Source organism: Caballeronia sp. GAWG1-5s-s (genome assembly GCF_023631445.1).
GTDB lineage: Bacteria > Pseudomonadota > Gammaproteobacteria > Burkholderiales > Burkholderiaceae > Caballeronia.
This window is the reverse complement of sequence record NZ_JALQDC010000004.1, coordinates 294,706-311,069: the sequence shown is the minus strand read 5'-3', so window position 1 is coordinate 311,069 and position 16,364 is coordinate 294,706. Positions and strand designations below refer to the sequence as shown.

The 16,364-nt window shown below is 66.0% G+C and carries 16 protein-coding genes; 4 read left to right on the top strand and 12 right to left on the bottom strand.

The annotated features are described in order from the left end of the window. Positions 1-12: 12 nt before the first annotated feature. The 4 genes from NCR34_RS07320 to mltG are packed head-to-tail and all read right to left on the bottom strand — an operon-like array spanning position 13 to position 3,256. Complete coding sequence (locus tag NCR34_RS07320; RefSeq protein WP_250499478.1) at positions 13-540, bottom strand: GNAT family N-acetyltransferase; 528 nt, start codon at positions 538-540, stop codon at positions 13-15. A 30-nt stretch (positions 541-570) separates the two neighbouring features. After that, on the bottom strand, positions 571-1,608 hold the full coding sequence (locus NCR34_RS07315) for a DNA polymerase III subunit delta' (RefSeq protein ID WP_250499477.1): 1,038 nt from the start codon (positions 1,606-1,608) through the stop codon (positions 571-573). Between the two features lie 17 nt (positions 1,609-1,625). Continuing rightward, on the bottom strand, positions 1,626-2,246 hold the full coding sequence (gene tmk, locus NCR34_RS07310; RefSeq protein WP_250499476.1) for a dTMP kinase: 621 nt from the start codon (positions 2,244-2,246) through the stop codon (positions 1,626-1,628). Continuing rightward, positions 2,246-3,256 (bottom strand): endolytic transglycosylase MltG, encoded by a 1,011-nt coding sequence (mltG, locus tag NCR34_RS07305; protein WP_175940303.1) that lies wholly within the window; start codon positions 3,254-3,256, stop codon positions 2,246-2,248. Before mltG ends, tmk begins: the two co-directional genes overlap by 1 nt. Before the next feature lie 252 nt (positions 3,257-3,508). On the opposite strand from mltG, the gene NCR34_RS07300 reads away from it, so the two are divergent. The 3 genes from NCR34_RS07300 (at position 3,509) to NCR34_RS07290 (ending at position 6,251) form a co-directional block, all read left to right on the top strand. Continuing rightward, positions 3,509-3,841 (top strand): hypothetical protein, encoded by a 333-nt coding sequence (locus NCR34_RS07300; protein WP_250499475.1) that lies wholly within the window; start codon positions 3,509-3,511, stop codon positions 3,839-3,841. Between the two features lie 598 nt (positions 3,842-4,439). Continuing rightward, positions 4,440-5,426: a CAF17-like 4Fe-4S cluster assembly/insertion protein YgfZ gene (gene ygfZ, locus NCR34_RS07295; RefSeq protein WP_250499474.1), complete on the top strand. Its 987-nt coding sequence runs from the start codon at positions 4,440-4,442 to the stop codon at positions 5,424-5,426. 6 nt (positions 5,427-5,432) lie between these two features. Continuing rightward, on the top strand, positions 5,433-6,251 hold the full coding sequence (locus NCR34_RS07290; protein WP_250499473.1) for an NRDE family protein: 819 nt from the start codon (positions 5,433-5,435) through the stop codon (positions 6,249-6,251). Positions 6,252-6,376: 125 nt separating this feature from the next. On the opposite strand, the gene NCR34_RS07285 is transcribed toward NCR34_RS07290, so the two are convergent. From NCR34_RS07285 to NCR34_RS07250, 8 genes are all read right to left on the bottom strand, one after another. After that, positions 6,377-7,333 (bottom strand): alpha/beta hydrolase, encoded by a 957-nt coding sequence (locus tag NCR34_RS07285; RefSeq protein ID WP_250499472.1) that lies wholly within the window; start codon positions 7,331-7,333, stop codon positions 6,377-6,379. Positions 7,334-7,335: 2 nt separating this feature from the next. After that, positions 7,336-8,205 (bottom strand): SDR family oxidoreductase, encoded by an 870-nt coding sequence (locus NCR34_RS07280; protein ID WP_250499471.1) that lies wholly within the window; start codon positions 8,203-8,205, stop codon positions 7,336-7,338. Positions 8,206-8,224: 19 nt separating this feature from the next. Continuing rightward, the gene (locus NCR34_RS07275) at positions 8,225-9,229 is read right to left on the bottom strand and encodes an NADP-dependent oxidoreductase (protein WP_250499470.1); all 1,005 of its coding nucleotides are present in this window, start codon (positions 9,227-9,229) and stop codon (positions 8,225-8,227) included. 14 nt (positions 9,230-9,243) lie between these two features. Beyond that, positions 9,244-9,729, bottom strand: a complete 486-nt coding sequence (locus NCR34_RS07270) for a PaaI family thioesterase (protein WP_250499522.1) — start codon at positions 9,727-9,729, stop codon at positions 9,244-9,246. A 5-nt stretch (positions 9,730-9,734) separates the two neighbouring features. Next, positions 9,735-10,037, bottom strand: coding sequence for a Dabb family protein (locus NCR34_RS07265; RefSeq protein WP_250499469.1), 303 nt, complete (start codon positions 10,035-10,037; stop codon positions 9,735-9,737). Positions 10,038-10,100: 63 nt separating this feature from the next. Beyond that, positions 10,101-10,727: a bifunctional nicotinamidase/pyrazinamidase gene (gene pncA / locus NCR34_RS07260; RefSeq protein ID WP_248322210.1), complete on the bottom strand. Its 627-nt coding sequence runs from the start codon at positions 10,725-10,727 to the stop codon at positions 10,101-10,103. 7 nt (positions 10,728-10,734) lie between these two features. After that, a complete protein-coding gene (locus tag NCR34_RS07255; protein WP_250499468.1) occupies positions 10,735-12,819 on the bottom strand; it encodes a 3-hydroxyacyl-CoA dehydrogenase NAD-binding domain-containing protein in 2,085 nt (694 codons plus the stop codon). A gap of 155 nt (positions 12,820-12,974) precedes the next feature. Continuing rightward, positions 12,975-14,633, bottom strand: coding sequence for a 3-(methylthio)propionyl-CoA ligase (locus tag NCR34_RS07250; RefSeq protein ID WP_250499467.1), 1,659 nt, complete (start codon positions 14,631-14,633; stop codon positions 12,975-12,977). Between the two features lie 188 nt (positions 14,634-14,821). Here NCR34_RS07250 and NCR34_RS07245 point away from each other — a divergent pair, with 188 nt between their 5' ends. Further along, positions 14,822-16,357 carry a protein adenylyltransferase SelO gene (locus NCR34_RS07245; protein WP_502800061.1) on the top strand — a complete coding sequence of 512 codons (1,536 nt, stop codon included), beginning with the start codon at positions 14,822-14,824 and terminating at the stop codon, positions 16,355-16,357. Positions 16,358-16,364 lie beyond the last annotated feature (7 nt).

Genomic DNA, 16,364 nt, shown 5'->3' with positions numbered 1-16,364 from the left:
ACTGGTTCTGATTCAGGCCGCAGCCGTCGTGGCCTTGCGGGAGTCGTCCAGCCGCAAGCCGAGAATGACGAGATCGCGTTCCACGCCGTCCAGCACCGCGACGCGCGGCAGCGTGCCCCACGCTTCGAAGCCGAAGCTCGCGAAAAGCCTCATGCTCGGCTCGTTATGGCCGAAGACGAAGCCGAGCACCGTATCGACTTGCAGCGACGGCGCCTTATCCAGTGCTTCGCGCAGCAGTTGCTTGCCGAGCCCCTTGCCGCGCGCGCGTTCGTCGAGATAAATGCTGATTTCGACGGTGCGCGCATATGCCGGCCGGCCGTAAAAGTCCGAGAAACTCAGCCACGCGATCACGGCGCCGTCCTCTTCGACCACCCACAGCGGCCGCGCGTTCGGGCCGTGCGAATGGAACCACGCGAGACGGCTTTCGACGCTGACCGGATCGAGGTCCGCGGTCACCTGCCGCGAGGCGATCGTCGAGTTGTAGATGGCGACGATAGCGGACAGGTCGTCGAGGGTGGCGTCGCGATACGTGAGACTCATGAGCGATGGCGTTGGAAACGAAGCAAAAATTCAGGCGGTGAAAATCCCGCGATACGCGAGAAACAGTTCTTCGAAGACGAGCCGCGCGTTCAGCGGATGGTTCTCCACGGCGCGCTGACGCGTGACGGCCTTGATGCAGCGGGCGAGCGCGGCAGGATCGGCGGCTTGCGCGCAGCGCGCGAGCGCCTTGCCCGCGCCCGGGAAATAACGCGGCCGGCCGGCGGTGCGCTGTGCGAGCACGTCGTAGAGCCAGCGTTGCAGCCAGCCGAGGACCATCGGCACGGGCAGCTTTTGCAGGTTTTCGCCGCACGCGAACGCATCGCAGTTCGGGCCTGCGGCGAGTTGCGCGAGCGTGAAATCGCGTAGCGCGCGGTTCTCGTCGTGCGCGAGCGCCAGCGCGGCGAGCGGCGCGCCGCCCGCTTCGGCGAGCAGGCTCGCGGCATCGTCCACGCCTTGCGAGGCGAGCCACGCGCGCGCGGCGTCGGCGTCGGGCAGGCTCATCGGCCATTGACGGCAGCGGCTGATGATCGTCGGCAACAGCCGGTCGATCCTCGCCGACACGAGCGAGAACACGACGCCCGACGGCGGCTCTTCGAGCGTTTTCAGAAGCGCATTCGACGCCGCGACATTGAGCGCCTCGGCCGGATACAGCAGCACCACGCGCAAGCCTCCGCGATGCGAGCCGAGGCTGCAAAAGTCCAGCAGCGCGCGCACCTGCTCGATCTTGATCTCCTTGCTGGGCGCGCGCGATTTCTTGCCTTCGCCGTCGTCGGCCTTGTCGGCGGATGCGTCATCCGCGCCCGCCGGTCCGGCGAGCGCGGCGAGCGCCTCCGGCAGCACGGCGCGGTAATCCGGGTGATTGCCTTGCGAGAACCACAGGCACGCGGGGCACGTGCCGCACGGCTCGCCGTTGCCGGCGGGCGTCTCGCACAAGAGCCCCTGCGCGAGATGCTGCGCGAACGCGAGCTTGCCGATGCCCGCCTCTCCGTGCAGCAAGAGCGCATGCGGCCAGTGCGCGCGCAGTTGCTGGAGGCGTTGCCAGTCGTCGGTTTGCCAGGGGTAGATCATCTTTTCGTGTCGTAGTCTCAAAGGCCCGAGATCACGTCTTTCAGACGCTCGCGGATCGCGTCGATCGGCTGAGTCGAATCGACGATGACGAAACGCTCCGGCGACTCCGCCGCGCGACGCAGATATTCGGCGCGCGTGCGCTCGAAGAACGCGTCCGACTCGCTCTCGAACTTGTCCGGCGCCCGCGCGGCCGAGCGGCGGTCGCTCGCGGTCTCGGTCGGCACGTCGAAAAGCACCGTCAGATCCGGATGGAATCCGCCCTGCACCCACCGCTCCAGCGCCTCCAGCTTGTCGCGCGGCAGGCCGCGCCCGCCGCCCTGATACGCGAACGTCGCATCCGAAAAGCGGTCGGACAGCACCCAGTCGCCGCGCGCGAGCGCCGGCTCGATGACCTGCGCGAGATGCTCGCGGCGCGCGGCGAACATCAGGAGCGCCTCGGTTTCGAGGTCCATCGGCTGATTCAGCAAAATGCCGCGCAGCGTTTCGCCGAGCGCGGTGCCGCCGGGTTCCCGCGTCATGACGACATGGTGGCCGCCCGGCGCAATCTTCTCTTCGAGCTGCTGGCGAAACCAGTCGAGATGCGTGGTCTTGCCCGCGCCGTCGATGCCTTCGAACGTGATGAAAGTGCCGCGCGCCATCATTGACCCCGGATGTACTTGTCGACGGCCCTGTTGTGGTCGCCCAGATTGTCGGAAAAGATGCTGCTGCCGTCGCCGCGCGCCACGAAATACAGCGCGCTGCTCGGGGCGGGGTTCAGCGTGGCGCTGAGCGCGGCCACGCCCGGCAGCGCGATCGGCGTCGGCGGCAGGCCCATGCGCGTGTAGGTATTGTACGGAGTGTCCGTCTGCAGATCCTTTTTCTTCAGATGGCCTTCGTAGGTCGAGCCGAGTCCGTAGATCACGCTCGGGTCCGTCTGAAGCGGCATGCCGATGCGCAGCCGGTTCGCGAACACGGCGGCCACGAGCGGCCGGTCGGAGGCGCGCCCCGTCTCCTTTTCGACGATCGACGCCATGATGAGCGCCTCGTACGGCGTCTTGTACGGCAGGTTGGGCGCGCGCGTCGCCCAGGCTTCGGCGAGGCGCTTTTGCATGGTGCGATACGCCCGCTTGTAGACGGCGAGATCGCTCGTGCCCTTGTCGAAGAGATAGGTGTCCGGGAAGAACAGGCCCTCGGCGGACGCCTTGTCCACTTCCGTCGCGCCGATGGCTTTCAGCAGGTCGATGTCGCTCATGCCGGCCGTGTCGTGCGTGAGCGCGGGATTGCCGTCCAGCTCACTCCGCATTTTCTGCAGCGTCCATCCTTCGATGACGGTGGCGACGTATTCGTTCACGTCGCCGCGCGCGATTTTCTGCAGCACCTCATAAGGCGTGATGCCGCTCTTGAACGCGTAGTTGCCGGATTTGAGCTGCGCGGACAGGCCGAGCACGCGCGTCATCAGCACGAACAGTTCGGGCTCGACGGGCACGCCGCCGCGATTGAGCTGGGCGCTGACGCTGCGCAGACTGCTGTGCGGCTTGATGGTGACATCGAGTTCGGCGGGCGAAAGCGCCATCGGCCGATTGGCCCAGTAATAGACGCCGCCCGCGACGGCCGCTGCGAGTATCGCGACGAGCAGCGCGGCCACGACGCATTTCTTCAGGAAAGACACGACGAATAGAGGCAGTAATGGAGTGATGACGGAGAGGTGCGCGCCGATCGGGTCAGCGTGCGACTTCCCTCTTGCAGCCGTTCGGCCGATTTCGACCCGTATTGTATAGATGCGGCCACGCTTCGGTCAGAGCGGACCGGTAGCTGGATGCGAACGACCGGGCGAACGCGGCACGGCACTTGCGACTCGTTCAATTAAGCAGGCGATGAGCGTCTGCCTCGATTTTGGAGAATGACCAAGGAGGAAGAGATCATGAGCAAGGCAATGAGCACATTGATCGCGGCGGTCGCCGCGCTGACGCTGTCGGGCGGCGCGTTCGCGCAGGCGGGCGGCGGCGGCTCGGCGGGCGGTTCCAACGGCGGTTCGACGGGCAGCACGGCGAGCCCGGCTAACCAGGTCAACCCGGTCAACGGCGCGACGGGCGGCTACGGCTCGCCGGGCGCGACGGGCTCCGCCAGCGGCATGTCTGGCGGCGCGCCGAACTCGGGTCTGCCGAGCAGCACGAATGGCACTACCACTACTGCTCCTGCCACGAGCAATAACACGCTCGCGACGCCTAGTGTTAGGTCGCCGGCTGGGCAGTGAGGGGTGAGGCAGGGTGGCGCGGACGATCGCGCCACATCTAGGGAAGCGGGAGCATCACAGTCGCTGGCGCCGCCGCTTCCCGCGGTTTCGACGACAGCGGCGGATGACACCCCCGCTGCTGCGTCTGATATCGGCCGCTGAAGATAATGAACAAGCGCGAGCAAGCGCATGCCAATGAGCAGGCCGCCGTCGCGGTGCGGACGCAGTCGGCCGTTTCAACTAATGCCTTACTGCCCGACGGCACGCGCGGTCGATCGCCACGGAACGCACGGCCTGCCCAATCGCGAGTTCTCTGCGCATCTCCTGGTCAAGCCCCGACTGGCCGCACACTTAACGCGATATAAGAGCGACGGTCGCGGCAGACCCCATCAACGCATCGGCTGATTCCGCGAAGCCCCGACTGGCCGCGCATGCAAGCGACTCTGTTCGCCTCGAGCAGACGCGCCTGCCGTTATGCTCGCCATCGGCGCTAGTCGCAATCCTCGCCCCACGCCGCCAGCGCGCTAAAACACGCCCCGCCCAACCCCCATATAATGACTTGCCACCTGCGCGGGGCCGGATCGACCGGCCGCGCCTTCCGCATCGACACATCGTCACTATGAATTCCCAGACCACTTCCCTCGCCGCCGCCGATTTCGAAGCCGTCAGGACCGCGGGCGTCCACATGCCGCTCACGCAGTTCGGCATGATCGACGTGAAAGGCGATGACGCCGTCGCGTTCCTGCATAACCAGTTGACCAACGACGTCCAGCATCTCGACGCCTCCACCGCGCGCCTCGCCGGCTATTGCTCGGCCAAAGGCCGCCTGCTCGGCTCGTTCCTCATGTGGCGCACAGCCGACGCCGTGCGTCTCCTGATCTCGCACGACATTCAGGCGCCCGTGCAAAAGCGCCTCTCCATGTTCGTGCTGCGCGCCAAAGCCAAGCTCTCCGACGCGACGTCCGAAGTCGCGGCCGTCGGCTTCGCGGGCGATGTGCGCGCGGCGCTCTCCGGCATCTTCGACGCGCTGCCCGATGGCATCCACGTCAAGGTGGAAGGTCCGCACGGCGCGCTGATCCGCGTGCCGGATGCCGCGGGCCGTCCGCGCTTTCTGTGGGTCGGCCCGAAAGCCGATATCGAGGCGCAGTTGCCGAAGCTCGACGAAAAGCTGCGGCGCGGGCCCGCCGAACTGTGGGACTGGCTCGACATTCACGCGGGCGAGCCGCGCATCACGCAGCCGACCGTCGAGCAATTCGTCCCGCAGATGGTCAACTTCGACGTGCTGGGCGGCGTCAACTTCAAGAAAGGCTGCTATCCGGGTCAGGAAGTGGTGGCGCGCAGTCAGTATCGCGGGACCATCAAGCGGCGCACGGCGCTCGCGCACGGGGAAACGGCCGCGCCCGGCGCAGCGCTCTTTCATTCCGACGATCCCGGCCAGCCGTGCGGCATGGTCGTGAATGCGGCGCCGGCCGAAGGCGGCGGCGTCGATTGTCTCGTCGAAATCAAGCTCGCGGCGCTCGATAACGGCTCCGTGCACGTCGGTGCCGTCGACGGTCCGCGTCTCGACTTTCTGCCGCTGCCCTATGCGTTTCCGTCCGACGTCTGATCGCTCATGTGCCTGATCGTATTCGACTGGCAGCCCGACGCGCGTTCCAACGACGGTCGTCCGCTGCTGACGCTCGCCGCGAACCGCGACGAGTTCTTCCGCCGCGACGCCGAGCCGATGCACTGGTGGACCGATGCGCCCGGCGTCCTGGCCGGCCGGGATCTGACGGGCGGCGGGACGTGGCTCGGCGTGAGCCGCGACGGCCGCTTCGCCGCGCTGACGAACTATCGCGCGCCGAGCGAAATGCGCCCGGATGCGCCCACCCGCGGCACGCTCGTGAGCGCGTTTCTCGCGGGCGAGCGCGAGGCGCCGCTGGACTATCTGCGGCGCGTGGCCGAGCAAGGGCATCGTTATAACGGCTTCAATCTGCTATGCGGCGATTTCGCGCGACGCGAGCTCGGCTGGTACGGCAATCGCGCCGACGCGCCGCCTGCGCTGCTCGAAGCCGGCGTGCACGGTCTCTCGAACAGCCTCTTGAACACGCCGTGGCCGAAGCTCGTCGCGCAGCGGCAGGCGCTTGCCGATCTGATTCATGCCGGCGAGCATCCGGCGCTCGACGTGCTGATCGACACGCTGCGCGATCCGCGTATCGCCGATGACGAACATCTGCCGTCCACCGGCATTTCGATCGAGCGGGAGCGCGTGCTGTCGGCGGCATTCATCGAGACGCCCGATTACGGCACGCGCAGCACGACCGCGCTGCGCGTGCTGCCGGCTGCACGCGGCTTTTCGCTGGCGATCAAGGAGCGCAGCGATGACGATGGTTCGCATCGGGTCGTTAGGCCGGGGAATGTGGAGCGGGCGTTTTCGTTTGACATTGCGTGAGGGTGGCTTTCGGGGTCTGTGTCGTGTCTGCGTTGGCCGCTTCAGACACCAAACGAAACGACCCATCGCGGTGCTGACGGACGGGTTGCATCACCGAGTTCGCAAAAGCCCGAAAGTGCCGCGCCTCAGCTCTCAAACGCGCCCTTCAACGCCGCTACCGCATCCGCGTGCGCCTGCGCCACTTCCGGCACGAAGCCGCCCATCTTGAAGAACTCGTGGATCATGCCTTCGTAACGCGCGAGCGTCACCGGCACGCCCGCGGCCGCGAGCTTCGCCGCATACGCGATGTCTTCGTCGTAGAGCGGATCATGGTCCGCCGCCGCGATCCACGCCGGCGCAACCCCCGCGAAATCCGGCTGGCCGCCCGCTGCATCGAGCGGGGCGAAGCGCCAGTCGTCGCGGTCGCGGTCGTCGCGCAGATAGTGGGCGAAAAACCACTGAATCGTCTCGCCCGAAAGCAGATAGCCCTCGGCCAGCCGCGCATGCGATTCGCTTTGCTGCCGCGCGCTCGTGCCCGGATAGATCAGCAGTTGCAGCCGCAACGCGATGCCCGCGTCGCGCGCGAGCACCGCGCAGACGGTGGCGAGCGTGCCGCCCGCGCTGTCGCCGCCGATGGCGAGCCGCGCCGGATCGATGCCGAGCATCGGCGCTTCACGCGCGAGCCATTGCAGCGCGTCGAACGCGTCGTTCACGGCGACCGGGAACTTGTGCTCCGGCGCGAGCCGGTAATCGACCGATACCACCGCGCAGCGCGCGTCGTGCGCGAACTTGCGGCAGAGCGCGTCGTGCGTCGCGATGCTGCCCACCGTAAAGCCGCCGCCATGCAGATACAGCAGCGCCGGCGCGGGCTCGGCCCAACTCGGCGCGGCGGGATGATAGACGCGCACGCCGATCTCGGCGCCATCGCGCGTGGCGATGCGCATGTCTTCTACGCTATGGAGCGGCAAGGGCGCGATATCGAGAATCGGCGCGCTCATCGCATACGCGGCGCGCGCCTCGTCGGGCGTCAGCGTGTGATACGGCGGACGGTTCGCGCGCGCGACCATGTCGAGGATCTGCGCGATCTTGGGATTGAGCGGCATCGTCACGCGTCCCGCTTCGTTTCGCCCCTGACCGACATCGGATCGCTCGGGTTGCGCAGTTGCGCGATATCGTCGAGCCGCAGGCGAATCGACGCCATGATGCCCGGATGGGTGATGACGTAGAAACGGCCTTCGCGGACCGCATCGAACGTCATTTCGGCAATGTCGCGCGCCGAGAGCCGCCCGCTTTCCACTGCGCGCGCCAACTGCCGCGCGGCCATTTTCTGCGATGCGGTGAGCGGCGCGTCGTTGGCCAGCGCGTCGGGCCGGGAGCGCTCCGCATCCGCAATGCCGGTCGGCACGAACGCCGGGCACAGGAGCGACACGCCGATGGACGCGCCCGCGAGCCGCAGATCGTGATACAGCGTCTCGGTCAGCGCGACGACCGCATGCTTCGATGCGTTGTAGACGCCCATCGCGGGCGCGGCGAGCAGGCCCGCTACCGACGCCGTGTTCACGATATGCGCCGGTTCCGCCTGCTTCAGCATGATCGGCGTGAACGCGCGCACGCCGTTCGCCACGCCCATCACGTTCACGCCGAAGACCCACTGCCAGTCTTTCGCGCTGTTCTCCCAGACGAAGCCGCCCGCGCCCACGCCCGCGTTGTTGAAGAGCAAATGCACGCCGCCGTATGCATCGAGCGCGGCTTGTGCGAGCGCATCGACTTGCGCCGCATCCGAGACGTCCGTGCGCACGCCGAGCGCATCGCCGCCTTGCGCGCGCACGGCGTCGACGGTGGCGGCGAGCGCAGCGTCGTCGATATCGGCGAGCACGAGCTTCATGCCGAGCGACGCCGCCTTGTACGCGAATTCGCGGCCGAACCCGCTCCCCGCGCCGGTGATCACGGCGACCTTGCCTTGGAAACGATCCACGCGGATTCCTCTGCTGTCGTTAAATCAGCTTGACGAGTTGCTTGCCGAAGTTCTTGCCGCGCAACAGACCCAGAAAGGCTTCGGGCGCGCTTTCGATGCCCTCGGCAATCGTCTCGCGATACTTGAGCTTTCCGGTCGCGACCGCAGCGCCCAGTTCCTTCAACGCCTGCGGCCACACGTCCATGTGCTCGCTGACGATGAACCCTTGCAGCTTCAGCCGCTGCGTGAGCAAAAGCGCGGGCGCTTTCATCGGCAAGGGCTTGCCGTCATAACCGGAAATCATGCCGCACAGCGCGATGCGTCCGAACGCGTTCATGCGCGCGAGCACCGCATCGAGCACTTCGCCGCCGACGTTCTCGAAGTAGCCATCGACGCCGTTCGGCGCGGCCGCCTTCAGATCGTCGCGCAGATTGCCCGCCTTGTAGTCGACGCAGGCATCGAAGCCGAGCGTTTCCACCACATAGCGACACTTCTCCTCGCCGCCCGCGATGCCGACCGCGCGGCACCCCGCCGCTTTCGCGAGTTGCCCCACGACGCTGCCGACCGCCCCGCTCGCCGCCGATACGACGACCGTCTCGCCCGCCTTCGGCTCGATGATGCGGTTCAGGCCGTACCACGCCGTCACGCCCGGCATGCCGACCGGCCCGAGATAAGCCGAAAGCGGCACATGAGTCGTATCGACGATCTGCAGGCCTTTGCCATCGGACGTGCCGTATTCCTGCCAGCCGAACATGCCGACGACCTTGTCGCCCGGCTTGAACGCCGGATTGCGCGATTCGATCACTTCGCCCACTGTTCCGCCGATCATCACTTCGTTGAGCGGTTGCGGCGGCGCGTACGACTTCGTGTCGTTCATCCGTCCGCGCATGTACGGATCGAGCGAGAGATAGTGATTGCGCACGCGCACCTGACCCTCGCCGAGCGGCGCGAGCGGCGTTTCGAAGAGCCGGAAGTTGTCCGCCGACGCTTCGCCCTGCGGACGCGAAACGAGCAGTATCTGACGATTGATGTTGGCGTTTGCCATAAGGAGTCTCCTGATCAGGCGTCGCTCGGTCCGGGCGTGGCCGCCGGATCTGAACGCAGTTTCTGACGCACGACGTCGCGGCCCACCGCGAGCCGCTTCATGTACTTGAACGTGCCGAGCGCCTTCGCGACGAAGTGCCCCTCGCTGTCGCGGATTTCGCCTTCGCAGTAGGCCATCGTCGTCGAGCGATGCAGCACGCGGCCGTAGCCGCGCAACTCGCCGCGTCCTGGCTGCATGAAGTTCACCTTCATCTCGACGGTGACGACGCCGACGCCATCGCCCGCGACACTGCGCGCCGCAATGGCGAGCGCCGCGTCGAGCAAGGTCATCGTGACGCCGCCATGCGCGATGCCCCACGTGTTCATATGCGCTTCGCTGAGCGGGAGGCGCACTTCGCCTTCCCCATCGACGGCTTTCACGAGCTGCACCCCGAGCGCGTCGATGAACGGGCTTTCGATTGCGATGGCGTGGTTCGCGGGCTGTTTCTGCGTATCGGTCATCGCGATCACACTTCGTAGTCGAGACATTGACGCGCTTCGTGAACCGCCGTCACGAAGTCCTTCACCGCGAGATGCTTCGGGTGCTTTTGATACGCCTGAAGCGAAGCGGTGTCGTCGAAGTCCGAGACGAGCACTACGTCATACGTGCAATCGAAGCCCGGCTGCGCGATGCCGACCTCGAAGTGTCCCTGCCCTTTCACGAGGCTGCGGCAAGTTTCGAGCTTGGTCTTCAGCTTTTGCGCGTTCTCCGCGCGACTGGCGCCCTCGGCGGTCTCTTTCAACTTCCACATGACGATGTGACGTAGCACGGCGGCTCCTGTAATGCGAATGAACGAACGAAGCGCCAAGCGTAGCAAAAATCGCGAGCAGCCTTAGCCGGTGACATCGTCCGACCGCACCCGCGCGACGCCCGCCGCGCGCATGTCGGACCACGCGCGGTCGAGCGAGCCGTTCAGGTCGATCGCGCGGCACGCGTCTTCGATCACGCTCGCTTCGAAGCCCGCGGCGCGCGCATCGAGCGCGGACCACGCGACGCAATAGTCGGTGGCGAGGCCCGCGAGCCACACGCGCTTCGCGCCCGTTTCGCGCAGATAGCCGGCGAGTCCGGTCGGTGTCGTGCGATCCGCCTCGACGAAGGCCGAGTAGCTGTCGACGCGTTCGTGATGCCCCTTGCGCACGATCAGCCGCGCATGCGGCACATCGAGATCGCGATGCAGCGCCGCGCCCTGCGTGCCCTGCACGCAATGCGGCGGCCACAGCACCTGTTCGCCATAAGGCATCGCGATGGTCTCGAACGGCGCGCGTCCCGCGTGATTCGCCGCGAACGATACATGCGACGCCGGGTGCCAGTCCTGCGTCAGCACCACATGCGAGAACGCCTTCGCGAGCCGGTTGATGACGGGCACCACTTCATCGCCCCGCGCGACCGCGAGCGCGCCGCCGGGCATGAAGTCGTATTGCACGTCGACGACAAGGAGCACTTCTTCCGCTGATTTCATTCGGCACTCATGCATTGAAGCGGCCGTTGCTCGCCGCCAGTTCGGTGATGCGCGCAGCCGGCTGCCACGCTTCGCCGTTGCGTTGCGCGGCGTACTTGCGCATGGCGCGCTCGACGTTGGGCAGGCCGAGCGTGTCGGCATAGAACATCGGCCCGCCGCGCCACAACGGAAAGCCGTAACCCGTCAGATACACGATGTCGATATCCGATGCCTTCGCCGCGATGCCTTCTTCCAGAATCTTCGCGCCCTCGTTGACGAGCGACAGCACGAGCCGCTCGACGATCTCGTCGTCGCTTATGTCCCGCCGCGCGATGCCCTGTTCCTTCGAATACGCGACGATCATCTCAATCACTGCCTGCGACGGCTTCGCCTCGCGCGAGCCGGCTTCGTAGTCGTACCAGCCCGCGCCGGTCTTTTGCCCGAAGCGACCCGTCTCGCACAGCCGGTCCGCGACGCCCGAGTAGCGCATCTCCGGCTGCTCGCGATAGCGCCGTTTGCGAATCGCCCAGCCGATGTCGTTGCCCGCCAGATCGCTCATGCGGAATGGACCCATAGCAAAGCCGAAGGTCTCGATGGCGCGGTCGATTTGCGCCGGCAGCGCGCCTTCTTCGAGCATGAAAAGCGCCTGCCGCAGATATTGCTCGACCATGCGATTGCCGATAAAGCCGTCGCACACGCGCGCCACCACCGCCGTCTTGCCGATCTTCCTGGCGAGTTGCATGACGGTCGCGAGCACGTCTTTGTCCGTCTTTTCGCCGCGCACCACTTCGAGCAGCTTCATGACGTTGGCAGGACTGAAGAAGTGCATGCCGATCACATCGCCGGGACGCTCAGTGAATGCCGCGATCTTGTCGAGATCGAGTGTCGACGTATTCGACGCGAGGATCGCGCCGGGCTTTGCGATCGCATCCAGTTGACGGAAGACTTGCGCCTTCACGTCGAGGTCTTCGAACACGGCTTCGACGATCAGATCGGCTTGCGCGAGATCGGCGTAGTCGAGCGTCGGATGCACGAGTTGCATGCGGGCTTCGAGCCGTTCCGGCGTGAGCTTGCCCTTTTTCACCTGCGCTTCGTAGTTGCGCCGCACGGTGGCGAGGCCGCGGTCGAGCGCGTCCTCGTTCGTTTCCAGCAGCACGACCGGCAAGCCCGCGTTGATGAAGTTCATCGCGATGCCGCCGCCCATCGTTCCCGCGCCGATCACGCCGATGCGTTCGATTTTTCGAACCGGCGTATTCGAGGGCACATCGGCGATCTTGCTCGCCGCGCGCTCCGCGAAGAACGCATGCCGCAGCGCGCGGCTTTCCGGCGTCTGCACGAGAAAGAGAAAGCACTCGCGCTCGAAGGCGAGACCGCGATCGAAGCCTTCCTTCGCGCCCATTTCAATGGCATCGATGCACTTGTGAGGCGCGGGAAAGTGCCTGGCTTTCTCAGCAATCGCATGACGCGCGGACTCGAAGCAGCGCGCGGCGTCGGCATGTACGATCGGGCGATCGCGCACTTTCGGATGCGGACCGCCTCGTTCGGCCAAGCGCCGCGCGAAGCCGATGGCGGCATCGAGCAGATCGCCTTGCGCCATGTCGTCGAAGAGCGCGGTGTCGGCGAGCTTCTCCGAGCGCACCGGCGTGCCGGACACGATCATGTCGAGCGCGCGCTCAAGCCCGACCACGCGCGGCAGACGCTGCGTGCCGCCCGCGCCCGGCAGCAAGCCGAGCTTCACTTCCGGCAGCGCGATCTGCGCGCCCGGCAACGCGATGCGGTAGTGCGCCCCGAGCGCGAGTTCCAGCCCGCCGCCCATCGCGACCGCGTGGATCGCCGCGACGACCGGCTTCTCGCTGCCTTCGACGGCTTTGATGACGGTGGCGAGCGTCGGCTCCTGCGTTGCCTTCGGCGTATTGAATTCGGTGATATCCGCGCCGCCCGAGAACGCCTTGCCCGCGCCGATCAGCACGATCGCATGCACCGACGCATCGCTGCGCGCCCGCTCGATGCCCTCGACGATGCCAAGCCGCGTCGAATGTCCGAGCCCGTTGACCGGCGGGTTGTCGAGCGTGATGACGGCAACGCCTTCGCGGATCGTATAGTCGACTGCCATGGATGCTCCCTCTCGCGTGATGGCTCATTGTGGGCGATCGGGGAAAAATACACAAAGACGAACGACCGTGCAATTCGGCTGTGCCCGCATGCGCTGCAAGCGCCCGATGCAAGAACGCCCCGCGGCGCGGGGCGTTTCAGTGGACCCAAGAGCGCTCAGACGGCCTTTTCTTCGGCGACTGGCAGCACATGATCGCGGTACTGCTCGCGCAGCCGCACCTTCTGCAGCTTGCCCGTGGCGGTATGCGGCAACTCGTCGGCGAACACGACGTCGTCCGGAATCCACCACTTCGCGACCTTGCCTTCGTAGTACGCGAGCAGCTCCTCGCGCGTGAGCGTCGCGCCCGGGCGCAGCACGGCGACGATGATCGGCCGCTCGGTCCACTTCGGATGCGAACACGCGATGCACGCGGCCTCGGCCACTTGCGGATGCGACATCGCGATGTTCTCCAGGTCGATCGAGCTGATCCATTCCCCGCCCGACTTGATCACGTCCTTGCTGCGGTCGGTGATGTGCATGAAGCCGTCGGCGTCGATGGTCGCGACGTCGCCGGTCGGGAACCAGCCGTCGACGAGCGGGGATTCGTCGCGGCGGTAATAGCGGTCGATGACCCACGGCCCGCGCACGTAGAGATCGCCGAACGACTGGCCGTCCCACGGCAGTTCACGGCCGTCGTCGCCGACCACTTTCATATCCACGCCGAAAAGCGCATGCCCCTGCTTCTCGCGCGATGCGCGCTGTTCCTCCGGCGTGCGCTGCTTCTGACGGAACGACAGGCGCGCCAGCGTGCCGAGCGGCGACATCTCCGTCATGCCCCACGCGTGAATCACTTCGACGCCGTATTCTTCTTCGAACGTGCGCAGCATCGCGGGCGGACACGCGGAGCCGCCTATCACGGTGCGCTTGAGTGTCGTGAAGCGCTTGTCCGCCTGCTTCATATAATTCAGGAGTCCGAGCCACACCGTCGGCACGCCCGCCGAATACGTGACGCCTTCCGCTTCCATCAGTTCATAGAGCGACTTGCCGTCGAGGTCTTTGCCCGGGAATACCAGCTTCGCGCCGACGAGCGGCCCGGCGTGCGGAATGCCCCAGGCATTGACGTGGAACATCGGCACGACGGGAAGAATGGCGTCGCTCGACGAAGCGCCCATCGCATCGGGCAGCGCGGCGGCGTAGGCATGCAGCACGGTCGAGCGATGCGAATACAGCGCGCCTTTCGGATTGCCGGTCGTGCCCGACGTGTAGCAGAGAAACGAGGCTTGCCGCTCGTCGAGCACCGGCCATTCGAAGACGCCGTCCTGCGGCGCGATCAGGCTCTCGTAGCTCATCACCGGCACGCTCATGTCGCCGAGATGTTCGGCGATGCACGCCGCGTCGCCGAGCGCGATCCAGCCCTTCACATTCGGACAATGCTGCTCGATGCGTTCGACGAGCGGCCCGAACGTCATGTCGAAGAAGACGTATGAATCGTCGGCGTGATCGATGATGAACGCGATCTGATCCGGAAAGAGCCGAGGATTGATGGTGTGGCACACGGCGCCCATGCCGCTCACGCCGTAATAGCACTCCAGATGCCGATAACCGTTCCACGCGAGCGTGCCGATGCGCTCGCCCTGCCCGACGCCGAGCGCGGCGAGCGCCTGAGCGAGTTGCTTCGCGCGCTTCTCGCAATCGCGATACGTGTAGCGATGAATGTCGCCCTCGATGCGCTTCGACACGATTTCCGTATCGCCGAAGTGGCGCGCCGCATGCGAGAGCAATGACGACGCGAGCAGCGGAATGTCCATCATCTGACCGTAAAGCGGCGACGCCATGTGTGAAGTCCTCGACGAGTGGATGGTCCGAAAGATGGTCCGACAGCTGCCCGAGTGCCGCCCTGCAGGCCCGCGGGCGCGGAATTACAATATCGTTTAACTCAGAGGCGCTCAACATGTCGTTTTCCCCAAGCAATGCCGTGCGCGCAACGACCGGCGCAGCCGAATCCGAACTTGGCGCGCAGTCGATGCCGCAGTCGATGCAAGCCGTCGCCGAGTCGATCCAAAGCAACCGTCCCGGCTCGTTCGCCTCGCTCGGTCCCACGTTTCTCACCCGTCTTCCCGCCACGCCTGTTCCCGATCCGTATGTCGTCGCCGTGTCGCGCGAGGCGGCCGAACTGCTCGGCTTCGACGCGCGCATCGCAGACGACGAAGCAGCCGCGTTCGCCGCGTACTTCGCGGGCAATCCCACGCGCGAATGGCCGCCCGAGGCGCTGCCCTATGCCGCGGTCTATTCGGGGCATCAGTTCGGCGTGTGGGCCGGTCAATTGGGCGATGGCCGCGCGCTCACGCTCGGCGAAGTCGACCGCGCCGGCGCGCGTCTCGAAGTGCAGCTGAAAGGCGCGGGCCGCACGCCGTATTCGCGCATGGGCGATGGCCGCGCGGTGCTGCGCTCGTCTATCCGCGAATTTCTGTGTTCGGAGGCGATGCATCATCTCGGCATTCCGACGACGCGCGCGCTCGGCGTCATCGGTTCGGACTTGCCGGTGCGCCGCGAAACCATCGAGACGGCGGCGATCGCCACGCGCATCGCGCCGAGCTTCGTGCGCTTCGGCAACTTCGAGCACTTCTATGCGAACGAGCGCGTGGACGATCTGAAGACGCTGGCGGACCACGTCATCGAGCGTTTCTATCCGCAGTGCCGTGACGCCGACGATCCGTATCTCGCGCTGCTCGATGAAGTCGTGCGACGCACGGCGGAGCTCATGGCGCAATGGCAAGGCGTGGGCTTCTGCCACGGCGTGATGAACACCGACAACATGTCGATTCTCGGCCTCACCATCGACTACGGTCCGTTCGGCTTCATGGACGGCTTCAACGCGCATCACATCTGCAATCACTCGGACACGCAAGGGCGTTATTCGTATAGCCGGCAGCCGCAAGTCGGGTACTGGAACCTGTTCTGTCTCGCGCAGGCGCTCGTCCCGCTCTTCGGCGCGCAGCTGCCGGAAGAAGGCCGCGCGGAACGCGTGGTTGAGGAAGCGCAGAAGGTGCTCGAACGCTACAAGACGTACTTCGCGCCCGCGCTCGAAGACAAGATGCGCGCGAAGCTCGGTCTGGAAACCGCGCGCGAAGGCGACGACAAGCTCGCCAACGGCCTGCTGGAAATCATGCATGCGAATCGCGCGGACTTCACGCTGACGTTCCGCAATCTGTCGAAGCTCGCGAAAGCGGATGCATCGGGCGATGCTCCCGTGCGCGATCTTTTTCTCGATCGCGCGGCGTTCGACGCCTGGGCGGTGCAGTATCGCGAGCGCCTCGCGCATGAATCTCGCGACGATGCTGCCCGCGCCGCGGCGATGAATCGCGTGAATCCGAAGTTCGTGCTGCGCAATCATCTGGCCGAGCAGGCCATCCGTCAGGCGAACGAGAAGGATTTCTCGGAAGTCGCGCGCCTGCTCGACGTGCTGCGCCGCCCGTTCGACGAGCAACCCGAAAACGAGGCTTACGCCGGCCTGCCGCCGGACTGGGCGAGCGATCTGGAAGTGAGTTGTTCTTCCTGAGCCCGCC

Excerpts from the sequence above, each read along its gene's own strand:
- NCR34_RS07320 (WP_250499478.1), bottom strand. The coding sequence starts at position 540 with ATGAGTCTCACGTATCGCGACGCCACCCTCGACGACCTGTCCGCTATC.
- NCR34_RS07315 (WP_250499477.1), bottom strand. The coding sequence starts at position 1,608 with ATGATCTACCCCTGGCAAACCGACGACTGGCAACGCCTCCAGCAACTG.
- tmk (WP_250499476.1), bottom strand. The coding sequence starts at position 2,246 with ATGGCGCGCGGCACTTTCATCACGTTCGAAGGCATCGACGGCGCGGGC.
- NCR34_RS07300 (WP_250499475.1), top strand. The coding sequence starts at position 3,509 with ATGAGCAAGGCAATGAGCACATTGATCGCGGCGGTCGCCGCGCTGACG.
- ygfZ (WP_250499474.1), top strand. The coding sequence starts at position 4,440 with ATGAATTCCCAGACCACTTCCCTCGCCGCCGCCGATTTCGAAGCCGTC.
- NCR34_RS07290 (WP_250499473.1), top strand. The coding sequence starts at position 5,433 with ATGTGCCTGATCGTATTCGACTGGCAGCCCGACGCGCGTTCCAACGAC.
- NCR34_RS07285 (WP_250499472.1), bottom strand. The coding sequence starts at position 7,333 with ATGCCGCTCAATCCCAAGATCGCGCAGATCCTCGACATGGTCGCGCGC.
- NCR34_RS07275 (WP_250499470.1), bottom strand. The coding sequence starts at position 9,229 with ATGGCAAACGCCAACATCAATCGTCAGATACTGCTCGTTTCGCGTCCG.
- NCR34_RS07270 (WP_250499522.1), bottom strand. The coding sequence starts at position 9,729 with ATGACCGATACGCAGAAACAGCCCGCGAACCACGCCATCGCAATCGAA.
- pncA (WP_248322210.1), bottom strand. The coding sequence starts at position 10,727 with ATGAAATCAGCGGAAGAAGTGCTCCTTGTCGTCGACGTGCAATACGAC.
- NCR34_RS07255 (WP_250499468.1), bottom strand. The coding sequence starts at position 12,819 with ATGGCAGTCGACTATACGATCCGCGAAGGCGTTGCCGTCATCACGCTC.
- NCR34_RS07250 (WP_250499467.1), bottom strand. The coding sequence starts at position 14,633 with ATGGCGTCGCCGCTTTACGGTCAGATGATGGACATTCCGCTGCTCGCG.
- NCR34_RS07245 (WP_502800061.1), top strand. The coding sequence starts at position 14,822 with ATGCCGCAGTCGATGCAAGCCGTCGCCGAGTCGATCCAAAGCAACCGT.